Source organism: Pseudomonas sp. Root329, from assembly GCF_001424925.1.
GTDB classification, from domain to species: Bacteria; Pseudomonadota; Gammaproteobacteria; order Pseudomonadales; family Pseudomonadaceae; genus Aquipseudomonas; species Aquipseudomonas arabinosi.
On record NZ_LMCV01000002.1, the window covers coordinates 237,099 to 251,991 of the forward strand.

The 14,893-nt window shown below is 59.6% G+C and carries 13 protein-coding genes; 12 read left to right on the plus strand and 1 reads right to left on the minus strand.

Translation table 11 applies throughout. From position 1 onward, the window contains the following. Positions 1–62: 62 nt before the first annotated feature. Positions 63–221, plus strand: coding sequence for a KGG domain-containing protein (locus ASC74_RS30755; protein ID WP_010462447.1), 159 nt, complete (start codon positions 63–65; stop codon positions 219–221). A 73-nt stretch (positions 222–294) separates the two neighbouring features. Beyond that, positions 295–798 carry a DUF4142 domain-containing protein gene (locus tag ASC74_RS04075; protein WP_046046166.1) on the plus strand — a complete coding sequence of 168 codons (504 nt, stop codon included), beginning with the start codon at positions 295–297 and terminating at the stop codon, positions 796–798. Between the two features lie 45 nt (positions 799–843). On the opposite strand, the gene ASC74_RS04080 is transcribed toward ASC74_RS04075, so the two are convergent. Next, a complete protein-coding gene (locus tag ASC74_RS04080; RefSeq protein WP_008152989.1) occupies positions 844–1,254 on the minus strand; it encodes a low affinity iron permease family protein in 411 nt (136 codons plus the stop codon). Between the two features lie 956 nt (positions 1,255–2,210). On the opposite strand from ASC74_RS04080, the gene ASC74_RS04085 reads away from it, so the two are divergent. The 10 genes from ASC74_RS04085 (at position 2,211) to ASC74_RS04130 (ending at position 14,452) form a co-directional block, all read left to right on the plus strand. Next, complete coding sequence (locus tag ASC74_RS04085; RefSeq protein ID WP_056739722.1) at positions 2,211–2,654, plus strand: CopD family copper resistance protein; 444 nt, start codon at positions 2,211–2,213, stop codon at positions 2,652–2,654. Between the two features lie 116 nt (positions 2,655–2,770). Beyond that, complete coding sequence (locus ASC74_RS04090; protein WP_056739411.1) at positions 2,771–4,114, plus strand: coproporphyrinogen III oxidase; 1,344 nt, start codon at positions 2,771–2,773, stop codon at positions 4,112–4,114. A 23-nt stretch (positions 4,115–4,137) separates the two neighbouring features. Continuing rightward, positions 4,138–5,526 (plus strand): oxygen-independent coproporphyrinogen III oxidase, encoded by a 1,389-nt coding sequence (gene hemN / locus ASC74_RS04095; RefSeq protein ID WP_056739413.1) that lies wholly within the window; start codon positions 4,138–4,140, stop codon positions 5,524–5,526. 283 nt (positions 5,527–5,809) lie between these two features. Then, positions 5,810–8,023, plus strand: coding sequence for a transcriptional regulator NosR (gene nosR, locus ASC74_RS04100; RefSeq protein ID WP_056739415.1), 2,214 nt, complete (start codon positions 5,810–5,812; stop codon positions 8,021–8,023). A 53-nt stretch (positions 8,024–8,076) separates the two neighbouring features. Further along, on the plus strand, positions 8,077–9,999 hold the full coding sequence (nosZ, locus tag ASC74_RS04105; protein WP_442965763.1) for a TAT-dependent nitrous-oxide reductase: 1,923 nt from the start codon (positions 8,077–8,079) through the stop codon (positions 9,997–9,999). Between the two features lie 27 nt (positions 10,000–10,026). Beyond that, positions 10,027–11,316, plus strand: coding sequence for a nitrous oxide reductase family maturation protein NosD (locus ASC74_RS04110; RefSeq protein ID WP_056739419.1), 1,290 nt, complete (start codon positions 10,027–10,029; stop codon positions 11,314–11,316). Then, positions 11,313–12,236: an ABC transporter ATP-binding protein gene (locus ASC74_RS04115; RefSeq protein WP_056739421.1), complete on the plus strand. Its 924-nt coding sequence runs from the start codon at positions 11,313–11,315 to the stop codon at positions 12,234–12,236. The genes ASC74_RS04110 and ASC74_RS04115 overlap by 4 nt, the downstream gene beginning before the upstream one ends. After that, entirely contained in the window at positions 12,233–13,063 is an 831-nt protein-coding gene (locus ASC74_RS04120; RefSeq protein WP_056739423.1) for an ABC transporter permease, read from the plus strand. The genes ASC74_RS04115 and ASC74_RS04120 overlap by 4 nt, the downstream gene beginning before the upstream one ends. A gap of 32 nt (positions 13,064–13,095) precedes the next feature. After that, a complete protein-coding gene (locus ASC74_RS04125; protein ID WP_056739425.1) occupies positions 13,096–13,599 on the plus strand; it encodes a nitrous oxide reductase accessory protein NosL in 504 nt (167 codons plus the stop codon). 109 nt (positions 13,600–13,708) lie between these two features. Further along, positions 13,709–14,452 carry an SDR family NAD(P)-dependent oxidoreductase gene (locus ASC74_RS04130; RefSeq protein ID WP_056739427.1) on the plus strand — a complete coding sequence of 248 codons (744 nt, stop codon included), beginning with the start codon at positions 13,709–13,711 and terminating at the stop codon, positions 14,450–14,452. Positions 14,453–14,893 lie beyond the last annotated feature (441 nt).

Genomic DNA, 14,893 nt, shown 5'->3' on the forward strand with positions numbered 1-14,893 from the left:
TCGAAATTCTGATTCTATGCGGGCTCCTGCTCGCCGCGATCATCACCAAGAGGTAGAGAATCATGCCTAATTCAAGAAACTCGAACTCGGGAAACTTCGCCAACGATCGAACGAAGGCGTCTGAAGCCGGTCGCAAAGGTGGGAAAACTACCACCACGACTGTCGATAAAGATCCTGCGAAACCCGATATGGGCCGCAAAGGTGGTCAGAAATCGAAGTAGCGGTGAAGGTAGTTTTGATTGAGAGGCGGGAGCGTAAGCTCCCGTTTGAATTTTTTACGAGGAGGGCGCGACCATGAGCCGGATGGCCACCCGATTACGCAATGCCAGTTTTGCCACGTTGCTGGGCCTGTGCGCCAGCAGTGCCTTTGCCCAGTCCCCCGCCGAATTCATCAACGATGCATCGGCCAAAGGCATGGCCGACATCGAAGCCAGCCGCCTGGCGCACCAGAAAACCGAATCCAAAGAGGTCAAGGACTACACCATCGTCGTCATCAACGACCGCACCACCGCCAACCAGCACCTGGCGAAAATCGCCAAGCAACTGGATTTGCCGGTGGCTCCGCGCGAGGAGGTAGTCGATAAAGCCAAAGCCTTGATGCCGCAAGTGCAGGACGGCGCGAGCTTCGACCAGGCCTACGCGGCCAGTCAGGTGAAAACCACCCAGGAAGCCATCGAACAGCTTCAACAGGTAGCGCAGACCACCGACGTGCCTGAAATCAAAGCCTTCGCCGAAGAAACCCTGCCAAAATTGCAGAGCCATCTGCAAATGGCCAAGGCGCTGCAAGCCAGTCGCTAACCCACGAATTACGCGGGTGACCTCGGGCCACCCGCGATGTCCCGATCAGCATTCATTCAAATCCTGCTTACCTTTTTCCTGGACGACGGTGCCGTCCAGGGAAATCGTTTCGCCCTCGCCAAGTTGCCGATACTGCTTTCTCAGCGCTTCCAACTGCTTGAGGTCCAGCGCCTCAAGCCCCAGCATCGCGTTCTGCGCCTCCTTCGTCACCCGCAGCAACTCATCGACCTTCAAGTGCAAAATGTCCGTGTCGCGGTTCTGGGTGTTCTGGATCAGGAACACCATCAGGAACGTGATGATGGTCGTCGAAGTATTGATGATCAGTTGCCAGGTGTCGTTGAAGTGAAAAATCGGCCCACTCAGCCCCCACAGAAAAATCAGAATGATCGCCCCCATGAACGTCTTGGGGCTGCCGGCCCACAGGGCAAGTTTCTGAGCGACTTTTGCGAATTTCATTGCCGTGTTCCTTATAGGGATGCGCCTGATTTTCAGACAGCGACGGCGTGTTGGAAATTCTAATTACATTTGCATGTTCAATAAAAAACCGGCCCTTGAGGCCTAATGCTGTTCACTTAAGGTTGGGGTACATATCCGTTTCTGCGGTGATGGCTGCTGGCGGTTTCGCTTTTACAGCGACTCCCTTTTGCAGACGCCCAAAAGGAAGCAAAACGCTTTACCATTCGGTGCCTCGCCTAGGCTCGGCATGCCGTAACGAAGGCATTGCTCCGGGGGCCCGCCGCCATCGGCCATCCATGGCCGGGGGCGGCTACCGCGGCATCCTTGCCGCGGTRCCCCCTGCGCAACGCCTGCGTTCGGCCTCTGGGAAAGGGGCAGGCAGATCAAAAGCCAAAGCAACGGCAACGGCAACAGCAAGATCAGCAGCTTCGCGAGCAAGTCGAATCGTCGCACCGCCGCTCCCACATAAAGCAGATCGCGTACATCTTTTGCTTCTCACCACTCAACAGGCCGAGCGTTAGCTCGCCTGCAGCCTTTGATCTTGATGCACCGCCCCCTCGAGAGGCCGAGTGGAGGTTCTGCGCAGTGGGCAACCCGGCATGGATGCCGGGTTAGCCGCCCCCGGCCATGGATGGCCGATGGCGGCGGGCCCAAGCCTAGGCGGCAGGACCGGAGCGAGGGCATGCCGAGCCTAGGCGAGGCACCGAACGAAAGGGGCAGAAGCGCTTTGGTTACTTTCGCGCTTTTCGAAAGTGACCCGCTGTAAAAGCGAAACCGCCAGCAGCCATGACCGCAAAAACGGATATGCACACGAGCCTGGGGGTTTTAAACGGCTTTCTTGATCGGTATCAACCGCATAACCAGGCGGTCTCTGTAGTCTCAAGAGACCGACAGCCAGTGCGCTCACCCCAATGTTCGCCGTAGCGCGGGTTGCCTTGACCCAAGGCGAAAACACCATGATCTATCCGCTGATTCTGACCTTGCACCTGTTTGCCGCCCTGACTTTCATCGGCACGGTGTTCTTTGAAGTCCTGTTCCTGGAAAGCATCCGCAAACAGCTACCCGCCAGGGTGATGCTGCTGGTGGAGCAGGGCATCGGCCGCCGGGCTCGCTCGCTGATGCCGTGGGTGCTGCTGGTGTTGTTCGGTGCGGGGCTGGGCATGGTCTGGTTGCGTTACTTGCCAGCCCTGGCCTCACCACTGGCCTCATCGTTCGGCACATTGCTGGCGTTGAAAATCGCGGTGGCCGTGAGCGTGCTGCTGCATTTCCTCGGCGCCATGTTGTTGTTCAAAAGCGGCCGGATGAGCCCGCGATACCTGCACTTCATCCATGGCAGCCTGTTCTGCCACATGGTCGTTATCGTGCTGCTGGCCAAGGGCATGTTTTACCTGACGTGGTAATCGGGTTTGACCGGTGGTCCGTTGTGCAGACACTTCGCTTGCGCTTGATGCAAATCAAGGAGCATTGATGGTTAAACCCGGAGACTGAAAGTCCGCAGCCAGTCTCGGAGACCGTCATGCTCGATTTATTTCACAACCCAGGCGAGATCGCCCGGTGCGATCAAGGCGTGCTTGACCCTAACTGCCATGCCGACACACAAAAATTTCATGACGGTATTGGCTCTCTGGACCTGCTTCGTGCATTGCGCGTCAGCCGCCAGAAGTGCCGTCCGCTGTCCCTGAACGTGCAACTGCCTTCCAGCCTCAAGCCGTCTTCCTGTGCCCCGCGCGATATCGCCGGCGAGCACAACGGTATCGAGCAGTACCTTCAGCACCTGGAGCAGGAAATCGACCTCGTCGGTTGTCACCTGGGTGCGGAGCAACGGGTCGAGCAGTTTCATCTGGGAGGCGGAACTCCCGCACCTGCCCATCTGGAACGGCTGATGAGTCATCTGCGTGGCCGGTTCAATTTTCTCGAACATGAAGGCGGCGACTACAGCGTCGAGGTGGACCTTCACCACACCGACTGGTCGACCATGGGGTTGCTGCGCAATCAGGGATTCAATCACGTCAGCATTGGCGTTCCGGATATCGACACCGACTGTGACAGGTCGGTGGCCTGCTACCAGAACCCGGCGCCGATCCAGTCGCTCATGGATGCCGCGCGCACCTTTGGTTTTCGATCCATCAATGTCGATCTGGGGTTTGGCCATGCCTGGCAGACGCCAGACAGTTTTGCGCTGAAGCTGGCGAGCATTATCGAGCTGGAGCCGGACCGGCTGATGGTGTTCGATTATGCCCGGCCACCACGCCGCTATCGGCCGGTGCTCGGCGACAAAGTCAGAGCGCTGTGCAGCCAGGACGATAAAGGCGCGATGCGCCAGATCTGCTTTGATCAACTGCTGTGCGCGGGTTATCACTACATTGGTCTGGGGCAGTTTGTCCGGCCTGATGATGATCTGGCAGTCGCCCAGGAGCGCGGCCGGTTGCGCCGTACTTGCGAGGGTTTCTCCCGTCACGGCTATTGCGATCATGTTGGATTTGGTTTGGGCGCGATCAGCCAGATCGACGATTTGTACACGCAAAACACCGACGAGATTGAACGCTATCAGCAACAACTGGACATGCGGCAATTGCCGACGTGTCGAGGCTGGCGCTTCGAGGCGGGGGATCAGATCCGGCAAATGGTCACGGAGCGTCTGGCCTGTGATCAGGAACTGGATATCCGCGCCGTCGAGCGGCGCTACGGGCTGGTTTTTTCAAAGTACTTTTCCGCTGTCTGGCCGTTGCTGGAGCAATTGAGCCGGGATGGGTTGATTGAATTGTCAGACCGCTTCATCAGCATCCTTCCCGCCGGTCGGCCGGAAGTGGATGTCATCTGCAACCTGTTTGAAAAGGATTTGGGCGGTGCGAGGCATTAACCCCATTTGCGAGTTGATCGATCATGAACACGACATTTGATTTCAATCGCGCCCTGGTCGAAAAGTACGACCGCCCGGGGCCGCGCTATACCTCTTACCCCACGGCGCCGCAGTTTCACCAGGCGTTTGCCGTTGACGACTATCAGCGTGCCGCCCGTGACAGCAATCAGGTGGCCGCGCCGAAACCGTTGTCGGTGTACATCCACATCCCGTTCTGCAAAAGCCTATGTTACTACTGCGCCTGCAACAAAATCATTACCCAGAAAACCCATCGTGCCGTCGAGTACCTGAAGTACCTCAAGCGTGAAATCGCGATGCAGGCGGCCTTGTTCGACAACACCCGCAAACTTACTCAGTTGCACCTGGGAGGCGGCACGCCGACCTATTTGACCAGTGAGCAGCTGGCGGACCTGATGGACTGCCTGCACCAGGCATTCAACATGGATGACAGCGATGACCATGAGTTCTCCATCGAGGTTGACCCGCGCACCATCAGCACCGAGCAGATTCAATCGTTGCGCCAGTTGGGCTTCAATCGCCTGAGTTTCGGCGTGCAGGATTTCGACCCCGACGTGCAGGCGGCGGTCAATCGCCAGCAAAGTGAAGAGCAGATTTATGCGCTGGTCGCGGCGGCGCGCGAGGCGCAATTCAAGTCGATCAGCGTCGACCTTATCTACGGCCTGCCACTGCAAACCGTGCAGAGTTTCGACGTCACCCTCAGCAAGATCATCGCGCTGCGTCCGGACCGGATTGCCGCCTACAGTTACGCGCATCTGCCGGAGATGGTCCGCGCGCAACGGCTGATTCGTCCCGCCGACATGCCGCCACCGGAGCGCAAGCTGGAACTGCTCGAGCTGACTATTCGCCGTCTGACCGAGGCCGGTTATGTCTATATCGGCATGGATCATTTCGCCTTGCCGGATGACGAACTGGCGCTGGCCCGGGCCAACGGCACTCTGCAGCGTAACTTTCAGGGCTATTCCACCCATGCCGACTGCGATTTGATCGGCCTTGGGGTGTCGTCGATCGGCAAGGTCGGCGACAGCTACAGCCAAAGCGTCAAGGAGCTATCGCAGTACTACGCCCGTATCGATCAAGGGTTGTTGCCGGTGCATCGCGGTTACCGCTTGAACGCCGACGACCTGCTGCGCCGCGAGGTGATCAGCGACCTGATGTGCCATGGCCGTATCGCGTTCGACAAGTATGAGGCGCGTCATGGCATTCGCTTCACCGAGTACTTTGCCGAGGCGCTGGCGCAGCTGGGCGAGCATGTGCGCGATGGATTGCTGCAGATTCACCGCGACGAATTGGTGCTGTTGCCACAAGGGCATTTGATGATGCGCAGTGCCGCGATGGCGTTTGACGCCTATCTGGGCGGTGAGCAAAAAGGCCAGTTTTCACGCACGGTTTGAGACCCTGGAGCCTAATGCTGATCAGTCAAACCATTTCAGCCGCAACGCAAATTCTGTAGCAGCTGGCGAAGCCTGCGTTCGGCTGCGCAGCAGTCGTAAAATCAGCCAACGCGGAGTGTCAGACTCACCGTGTATTCAGGTTTTACGACTGCTGCGCAGCCGAACGCAGGCTTCGCCAGCTGCTACAAGGTTTGCGTTGCGGCAGATATGGCTTAACTGGTCTCCCGGGGCTAATTTCCTAAGTTGATTTCAATCAAGGGCAGGGGGCGCAACGCTCCCTAACATGACCGAAAGCCCTTTTGAAATCAGCGAACCCATGACAATCCATCAGCCTTCGATACACGCCAACCTGCGCGCCTGGGGCGTCGGGCTGGTGGTTCTGCTGATGCTGATGCTTGCCACCTTCGAAGGAGCGCAGGCCAAGCAATACGGTGACATCGAGCAGCAGCGTATCGAGAAAACCTTCCCTCAGACCGATTCCGTTTCCGCCCCCGAAGGCCGGTTCAAGGTGCGCACGCTGTCCGCCGCCGGCAAGGTGCTCGGTTATGTGTTCCAGAGCCTGGACGTGGTGGATATTCCGGCCTACTCGGGCAAACCGATCAACACCCAGGTGATCCTCGACACCACCGGCATGATTCAGGATGCCTATGTGCTGGAACACCACGAGCCGATTCTGCTGATTGGCATTCCTGAGGCAAAACTTCACAACTTCAGCGCGAAATACAAAGGGATCAAAGTCAGTCAGCGGGTCGTCGTCGGCCATTCCAGTGATCCGAACGCGGTCACCGTCGATGCCATCGCCGGCGCAACCGTCACCGCCATGGTGGTCAACGAGGTCATCATGCGCGCCGCCCACGAGGTGGCCGTATCGCTCAAGCTGATCGAGGACACGGCTGGTGTGGCACGCAAGGCCGCCATCGTGCGCCAGGACTTTTTCGAGCCCGCCACCTGGGAACAACTGACCGGCAACGGCGCCATCCGCCGCTTGAACCTGACCCGTGGCCAGGTCGACGTAGCCTTCAAGGGCACCGATGCCGAAGGTGTCGACAATGCCGCCGCCGACCAGGTTGATGAGACCTTTATCGAGCTGTACACCGCCGACCTGAATCCGCCGACCATCGGCCGCGCGCTGCTGGGCGACAACCAATATCGCTTCCTCATGCAAGACCTCAAGCCCGGCGAACAGGCCATCGCGGTGCTGGGCCGTGGGCTGTTTTCCTATAAAGGCTCGGGGTATGTGCGCGGCGGAATTTTCGATCGAGTGCAATTGCGCCAGTTCGGCAACGTCATCAGCTTTCGCGACATGGACCATCAGCGGCTCTCCGATGTGTTTGCCAAGGGCATGCCGGAATTCACTGAGATGTCGATTTTCATAGTGCGCGAACCGGCGAAGTTTGATCCGGGATCGCCCTGGTCCCTGGAGTTGCTGGTACGTCGCCAGACCGGCCCGCTCAGCGGCACGTTCAGCAGCTTCGAACTGCCTTATCAACTGCCCGAGCCCTACCTTGAGCGCCCACTGCCCAGCGCCGAAGAACTGGCGGCCATCGAGGAAGCCAGTCGGCCAATGTGGTTGACCATCTGGTACCAGAAATCCTTCCAGATCGCCGTGCTCGGGACTGCGTTGTTGCTGCTGACGGCGATCCTGTTCCTGCAGGACACGTTCACCCGCCGGCCACATTTCTTGCACTGGCTGCGTCGGGGTTACCTGGTCTTTACCGTGGTGTTTATCGGCTGGTATGCGCTGGGGCAGTTGTCAGTGGTCAATGTCCTGACCTTCGCCCATGCGCTGTTCGATCACTTTCGCTGGGAGCTGTTTCTCACCGATCCGCTGATCTTCATGCTCTGGGTCTTCGCCGCCGCCAGCATTCTGCTGTGGGGGCGTGGCGTGTTCTGCGGCTGGCTGTGCCCGTTTGGCGCCTTGCAAGAGTTGATCAACGAGGCCGCGCGCAAGCTGAAAATCCCTCAATACGAATTACCGTTCGCCGTGCATGAGCGCCTGTGGGCGATCAAATACATCATTTTGCTGCTGCTGTTCGGCATCTCCCTGGAGTCGATGTCCACCGCCGAACTGTTCGCCGAGGTGGAACCGTTCAAGACCGCCATCACCCTCCGGTTCGACCGCCAGTGGTGGTTCGTGCTCTACGCGGTGGCGCTGCTGGTCATCAATATTTTCACGCGCAAAGTCTATTGCCGCTACATCTGCCCGTTGGGTGCGGCGCTGGCGATTCCGAGCAAATTTCGCCTGTTCGACTGGCTCAAACGCCGCAAGGACTGCGGCACGCCCTGCCAACTGTGCGCCAAGGAATGCGAGATCCAGGCGATTCATCCCGATGGCCGGATCAATGCCAACGAGTGCCACTACTGCCTCGATTGCCAGATGACGTACCAGAACGACAACAAATGCCCGCCGCTGATCAACAAGCGCAAGAAACGCGGCAAACCGGCACCCGCCGCTGTGCAACTGATACCTGTCGTGGAAGTGACCGCTCTGGAATGAACCCCGCGAGCGCCTGTCCGCAGTGACCGTTTTTATCCCTTCAAGGAAAACACCTGATGAACGACACAGAATCCAAAAAAACCACTGAAGTGCCGGAACCGACCGGCCTCAGTCGTCGCGGCTTCCTTGGCACCAGCGCGGTGACCGGCGCGGTACTGGCCGGTGCCACGGCCATCGGTGGCGCGGTATTCACCCGTGAGACATGGGCGGCAGCGGCCAAGGACGCGCAACTGAAAACTCACGTGGGGCCGGGCGAACTGGACCAGTACTACGGTTTCTGGAGCGGCGGCCATCAGGGTGAAGTGCGGATCATGGGCATTCCGTCGATGCGCGAGTTGTTGCGTGTTCCGGTGTTCAACGTCGATTCCGCCACCGGTTGGGGCCTGACCAACGAAAGCAAACGGATCATGGGCGACAGCGCGCATTTCCAGAATGGCGATTGCCACCACCCGCACTTGTCCATGACCGACGGCAAGTACGACGGCAAATACCTGTTCATCAATGACAAGGCCAACAGCCGCGTTGCGCGTATCCGTCTGGACATCATGAAGTGCGACAAGATGCTCACCGTGCCCAATGTGCAGGCGGTTCACGGGCTGCGCCTGCAAAAAGTGCCGCACACCAAATACGTGTTCGCCAATGCCGAATTCGTGATTCCGCACCCCAATGACGGCAGCACCTTCGACCTGCAAGACAAGAACAGCTACACGATGTTCAACGCCATTGATGCCGAGAAGATGGAAATGGCCTTCCAGGTCATCGTCGACGGCAACCTCGATAACACCGACGCCGACTACACCGGCAAGTACGCGGCCTCGACCTGCTACAACTCGGAGAAGGCCTACGACCTGGGCGGCATGATGCGCAACGAGCGCGACTGGGTGGTGGTGTTCAACATCCCGCGTATCGAAGCGGCGATCAAGGCTGGCAAGTTCATTACCCTGGACGGCTCCAAAGTCCCGGTGGTCGATGGACGCAAAAACGACGGCAAGGACAGCGCGTTCACGCGTTACATCCCGGTGCCGAAGAACCCCCACGGGATCAATATGACGCCCGATGGCAAGTACTTCATTGCCGCCGGCAAGCTCTCGCCCACTTGCACGATCATCGCCACTGCGAAGCTGGATGATTTGTTCGACGACAAACTCAAGGATCCGCGTGACGCGGTGGTCGGCGAGCCCGAGCTGGGTCTGGGTCCGCTGCACACCACTTACGACGGACGCGGCAATGCCTACACCACGCTGTTTATCGACAGCCAGGTGGTGAAGTGGAACGTGGAAGAGGCCGTTCGCGCCTACACCGGCGAGAAGGTCAACTACATCAAGCAGAAACTCGACGTGCAGTATCAGCCGGGGCACAACCATGCGTCGCTGACCGAAACCCGCGAGGCCGACGGCCAATGGCTGATGGTGCTCAGCAAGTTTTCCAAGGACCGCTTCCTGCCGACCGGCCCGCTGCACCCGGAAAACGATCAGTTGATCGATATTTCCGGTGAGGAAATGAAACTGGTGCACGACGGCCCAGCCTTTGCCGAACCCCACGACTGCGTCATGGCCCGCCGCGACCAGATCAAGACCAAGAAAATCTGGGACCGCAACGACCCGTTTTTTGCCGAAACCGTGGTGATCGCTGCGAAGGACGGGATCAAGCTGGAGACCGACAACAAGGTCATTCGCGACGGTAATAAAGTCCGCGTCTACATGACCTCGATGGCCCCGGCCTACGGCCTGCCGGAGTTCACCGTCAAGCAGGGCAACGAGGTCACGGTGACCATCACCAACATCGACCAGATTGAAGACGTGACCCACGGCTTCGTGATGACCAACCATGGCGTGAGCATGGAGATCAGCCCGCAGCAGACCTCATCGATCACCTTCATCGCCGACAAGGCTGGCCTGCATTGGTACTACTGCAGCTGGTTCTGCCATGCGCTGCACATGGAAATGGTCGGCCGCATGAAGGTCGAAAAGGCCTGACCGTTGCCCATCGACAGGAGCGAAGCAATGACTGATAGCAAGGGAAACCCGGTGAAGGTCATTGCGCTTGCGCTCCTGCTGATGTCCGGCAGCGCGCTGGCGGTGCAACCCATCACCACGCTGCCGTTGACGGTGGACGCCGATCAACGCTGGCACCTGCCGGCAGGGGAATACCGTGGTTCGTTCAGCGTCGATCAACCGATGCAGATTGTCTGCGAGCCGGGCGCGGTATTTCAGGGCGAGGGGCAGGGCAACGGTGTGATCATCAGTGCGCCGGATGTCGGCATCGAGGGCTGCACCTTTCTGGACTGGGGCCACGACCTCACGGCCATGAATGCAGCGGTGTTTATCCAGCCCAAAGCCCATGGAGCGGTAATAAAAGGCAATCGCTTGCAGGGTAAGGGCTTCGGTATCTGGGTCGACGGTACGCAGGATGTGAGCCTGGTCGACAACCGCATTCAGGGCGATCCGGCGATGCGCTCGCAAGATCGCGGCAACGGCATTCATCTGTATGCGGTGCATGGTGCCAAGGTCATTGGCAACCAGGTGCGCGACACCCGCGACGGCATCTACATCGACACTTCCAACGGTAACCTGCTGCAGGGCAATACCCTGGAAGACCTGCGCTACGGCGTGCATTACATGTTCGCCAACGATAACCAACTGATCGGCAACACCACCCGCCGAACCCGCACCGGCTACGCCTTGATGCAAAGCCGCAAGCTCACGGTGATCGGCAATCGCTCCGAACAGGATCAGAACTACGGGATCCTGATGAACTACATCACCTATTCAACCTTGCGTGACAACTTCGTCACTGACGTGCGCGACGGCTCGACCGGCGACAGCATGATCAGCGGCGCCGAGGGCAAGGCGCTGTTCATCTACAACTCGCTGTTCAACAGCATCGAACACAACCACTTCGAGCACAGCGCCGTGGGTATTCATCTCACCGCCGGCTCGGAGGACAACCGCATCGCCGACAACGCGTTTGTCGGCAACCAGCGGCAGGTCAAGTACGTCGCCACCCGCTTGCAGGAATGGTCGGTGGATGGCCGCGGCAATTACTGGAGCGATTACCTGGGCTGGGACCGCAACAACGATGGCCTCGGCGATATCGCTTACGAACCCAACGACAACGTCGACCGTCTGCTGTGGCTGTACCCGCAGGTGCGCCTGTTGATGAACAGCCCCGGCATCGAGTTGCTGCGCTGGGTGCAACGGGCCTTTCCGGTGATGAAATCGCCGGGGGTGCTGGACAGTCATCCGCTGATGAAGTCATCCACTCAAACCCTGACCCAGGAGCCCACCTCATGAACGTCATCGACCTACAAGATGTGAGCCAGCGCTATGGGCATGCCACCGTGTTGCATCAGCTCAACCTCAGCCTGGCGGAAGGGGAAGTGCTGGGCTTGTTCGGGCACAACGGCGCGGGCAAGACCACCAGCATGAAACTGGTGCTTGGCCTGCTCCAGCCCAGTGAAGGGCAGGTCAGGGTGTTCGGCCGTTTGCCCAGTGATCCGCATGTGCGGCGCCTGCTCGGTTATCTGCCGGAGAACGTGACGTTTTACCCGCAGCTGAGCGGTCTTGAGACCTTGCGCCATTTCGCGCGGCTTAAAGGCGCCGCGTCCGCTCAGGTGGACGTCCTGCTGGAGGAAGTCGGCCTGGCCGGTGCCGCGCATCGACGGGTCAAGACCTACTCCAAAGGCATGCGTCAACGCCTGGGGCTGGCGCAAGCGCTGCTCGGCGAGCCGCGTTTGTTGCTACTCGACGAACCGACGGTCGGCCTCGATCCCATTGCGACCCAGGACCTTTATCGCTTGCTCGATCGCCTGCGTAGCCAGGGCACCAGCATCATCCTCTGTTCCCACGTATTGCCGGGCGTCGAGGCGCACATCAACCGCGCGGCGATTCTGACCCAGGGCCGCCTGCTGGCCCTCGGCAGTCTCCACAGTTTGCGTGAGGAAGCCGGGTTGCCGACGCTGATTCGCGCCAACGGCCTCAAGCACGCCGGACCCTTGCAGCAACGCTGGAATAACGCCGGGCACGTCACCGAGCGCTGGGGCGTCGAAGGGCTTGAAGTGGCCGCGCTCAATGGCAGCAAGCTCGGGCTGTTGCGCCAACTGCTCAATGAAGACGAACCGGCCGACGTGGAAATCCATCAGCCGTCTCTGGAAGATATTTACCGCTACTACATGAGCCGGGCCGGTGCGGCGCCGATCGGGGAGGCCGTATGAACGCTGTCTGGAACATGGCCCGCAAGGAGTTCAGCGACGGTTTGCGCAATCGCTGGTTGTTGGCGATCAGTGTGTTGTTCGCGGTGCTGGCCATCGGCATCGCCTGGCTGGGCGCCGCAGCTTCCGGGCAATTGGGTTTCACCTCGGTGCCGGCCACCATCGCCAGCCTCGCCAGTCTGGCAACGTTTCTGATGCCGTTGATTGCCTTGCTGCTGGCCTATGACGCCATCGTCGGCGAGGACGAGAGCGGCACGTTGCTGCTGTTGCTGACGTACCCGTTGGGTCGCGGGCAGATTCTGCTGGGCAAGTTTGTCGGCCACGGGTTGATCCTGGCGCTGGCGACACTGATCGGTTTCGGCTGCGCCATGCTGGCCATTGCCGTGCTGGTGGACGATGTCGAGCTGAGCCTGCTGCTCTGGGCCTTTGGCCGGTTCATGGCGTCGTCGACGTTGCTGGGCTGGGGGTTTCTGGGGCTGGCCTATGTGCTGAGCAGTGTGTCTGCCGAGAAGTCCACGGCGGCCGGACTGGCGCTGGGCGTCTGGTTCTTCTTCGTGCTGGTGTTCGACCTCGCGCTGCTGGCGCTGTTGGTGCTCAGCGAAGGGCAGTTCAACCCCAAAGTGCTGCCCTGGTTGCTGCTGCTCAATCCGGCCGACATCTACCGCCTGATCAACCTCTCCGGTTTTGAGCCTGGCGCCAGTACTGGGGGTGTGCTGACGCTGGGCAGCGATTTGCCGATGCCGGGCTCGATGCTCTGGCTGTGCCTGTCACTGTGGGTGGCGGTGCCATTGGGCTCGGCCTGGCTGTTGTTTCGTCGCCGGGCGACATGAATTTTCACTTTGGTTTTTAGGAGTAGTTGACGATGAGTACGTTTTATCTGACGACAATGCGCGCGGTGGCGGGCCTGATGATGTGTCTGTTGCTGACGGCCTGTGACAATCCGGCGCAAGCCACCTACAGCAGCGCGGCCGCAGCCTTTCATCCCAGTGATGAATGCCATGTCTGCGGGATGATCATCAATGGATTCCCCGGGCCCAAGGGCGAAGTGGTCGAGCGGGCCGGGGTCAAGAAGTTCTGCTCCACGGCGGAAATGATCGGTTGGTGGTTGCAGCCGGAAAATCATCATGGCGATGCAAAACTGTATGTCCACGACATGGGCCGCAGCCCGTGGAATGCACCGGATGACGCTCACCTGATCGATGCCAAAGACGCGTTCTACGTGGTCGGCACCCAACTCAAAGGCGCCATGGGCGTGGTGCTGGCGTCGTTCTCCAGTCGTGAGGCCGCTGAAAAGCTTGCCGCTGAACAGGGCGGTCGCTTGCTGCGCTTCAGCGAGATCACTCCGGCGCTGTTGCAGCAACACTAACGCCGTTGAAAAAGCCTGATCGCCGTCAAGTCGTTTTTTCTTCTCCTGTTCAAAGATAGGGCTCGCTACGTCCCCAGTGCTTGGCATCCGTGATGCCCAGGAGAAAATGATGAAAACCGAGTTTCAGGATCGTTTGGCGGTGGTCACCGGCGCCAGCTCCGGGATTGGCCTGGCACTGTGCGCCGCGCTGTTGCCGCGCGGGGTCAAGGTGCTGGCGATGTCACGGACCCTCGGTGAACTGCCGGCGTTGCAGCAGATCTACGGGGAACGGTTGCAATGGTTTGCCGGGGATGTCACGAGTCAGCAAGACCTGCGCGAACTGGCCGAGCGCGCTGCGGCGATTGGGCCCGTGGACTATCTGGTGCCCAATGCGGGGATTGCCGAAATGGCTGACAGTCTGGATATGGCGGCCTTCCAGCGTCAGTGGGCGGTCAATGGTGCCGGGGCGTTGAATACGCTGGCGGCGTTGCGGGGTGAATTGGCGAACCCGGCTTCGGTGGTGTTTGTCGGAAGTTTCCTGACGGGTTCGAGCTTTCCGGGGTTGGCTGCGTGCATTGCCAGCAAGGCTGCGCTGGCGGCTCAGGCGCGGACGCTGGCGGTGGAGTTTGCGAGTTTTGATGTGCGCATTAATCTGGTCTCGCCGGGGCCGACGGCGACTTCGATGTGGGACAACCTGGGGTTGAGCGAGGGGGAGCTTGGCGATGTTGCCGACACGCTGGGGAAACGTCTGTTGCCGGGGCATTTTCTTGATGCGGCGGCGGTGGCCAATGTGATTGTCTTTCAGCTGTCGCAGGGGGCTCGGGGTGTTTATGGTCAGGACTGGAAGGTTGATAACGGGTACACCTTGGGCTGAAGGGTTCGGGGTACATATCCGTTTCTGCGGTAACGGCTGCTATTGGTTCCGCTTTTACAGCGGGTCACTTGGAAAAGCGCCAAGTAACCAAACGCTCGTGCCCCTGACGTACGGTGCCTCATGCCCTCGCTCCGGTCCTGCTCCGTGGGCCCGCCGCCATCGGCCATCCATGGCCGGGGGCGGCTACCGCGGCATCCATGCCGCGGTGCCCACTGCGCAGAACCTGCGCTCGGCCTTCCGACGGGGCAGATCAAGATCAAGATCAAAAGCCAAAGCGAGGCGGCCTATCCTTCGAGTCCGCTCCCGCAGATCATCGGCGGCGTACACCCAAACCGGACCTCGCAAAAATCCAAATGTGGGAGCGGGCTTGCTCGCGAAGGCGGACTGGCAGCCGCCATTGATGTCGATTGACACGACCCCTTCGCGAGCAAGCCCGCTCCC

Excerpts from the sequence above, each read along its gene's own strand:
- ASC74_RS04120 (WP_056739423.1), top strand. The coding sequence starts at position 12,233 with ATGAACGCTGTCTGGAACATGGCCCGCAAGGAGTTCAGCGACGGTTTG.
- ASC74_RS04130 (WP_056739427.1), top strand. The coding sequence starts at position 13,709 with ATGAAAACCGAGTTTCAGGATCGTTTGGCGGTGGTCACCGGCGCCAGC.
- ASC74_RS04125 (WP_056739425.1), top strand. The coding sequence starts at position 13,096 with ATGAGTACGTTTTATCTGACGACAATGCGCGCGGTGGCGGGCCTGATG.
- ASC74_RS04085 (WP_056739722.1), top strand. The coding sequence starts at position 2,211 with ATGATCTATCCGCTGATTCTGACCTTGCACCTGTTTGCCGCCCTGACT.
- ASC74_RS04090 (WP_056739411.1), top strand. The coding sequence starts at position 2,771 with ATGCTCGATTTATTTCACAACCCAGGCGAGATCGCCCGGTGCGATCAA.
- ASC74_RS04115 (WP_056739421.1), top strand. The coding sequence starts at position 11,313 with ATGAACGTCATCGACCTACAAGATGTGAGCCAGCGCTATGGGCATGCC.
- ASC74_RS30755 (WP_010462447.1), top strand. The coding sequence starts at position 63 with ATGCCTAATTCAAGAAACTCGAACTCGGGAAACTTCGCCAACGATCGA.
- ASC74_RS04110 (WP_056739419.1), top strand. The coding sequence starts at position 10,027 with ATGACTGATAGCAAGGGAAACCCGGTGAAGGTCATTGCGCTTGCGCTC.
- hemN (WP_056739413.1), top strand. The coding sequence starts at position 4,138 with ATGAACACGACATTTGATTTCAATCGCGCCCTGGTCGAAAAGTACGAC.
- ASC74_RS04080 (WP_008152989.1), bottom strand. The coding sequence starts at position 1,254 with ATGAAATTCGCAAAAGTCGCTCAGAAACTTGCCCTGTGGGCCGGCAGC.
- ASC74_RS04075 (WP_046046166.1), top strand. The coding sequence starts at position 295 with ATGAGCCGGATGGCCACCCGATTACGCAATGCCAGTTTTGCCACGTTG.
- nosR (WP_056739415.1), top strand. The coding sequence starts at position 5,810 with ATGACCGAAAGCCCTTTTGAAATCAGCGAACCCATGACAATCCATCAG.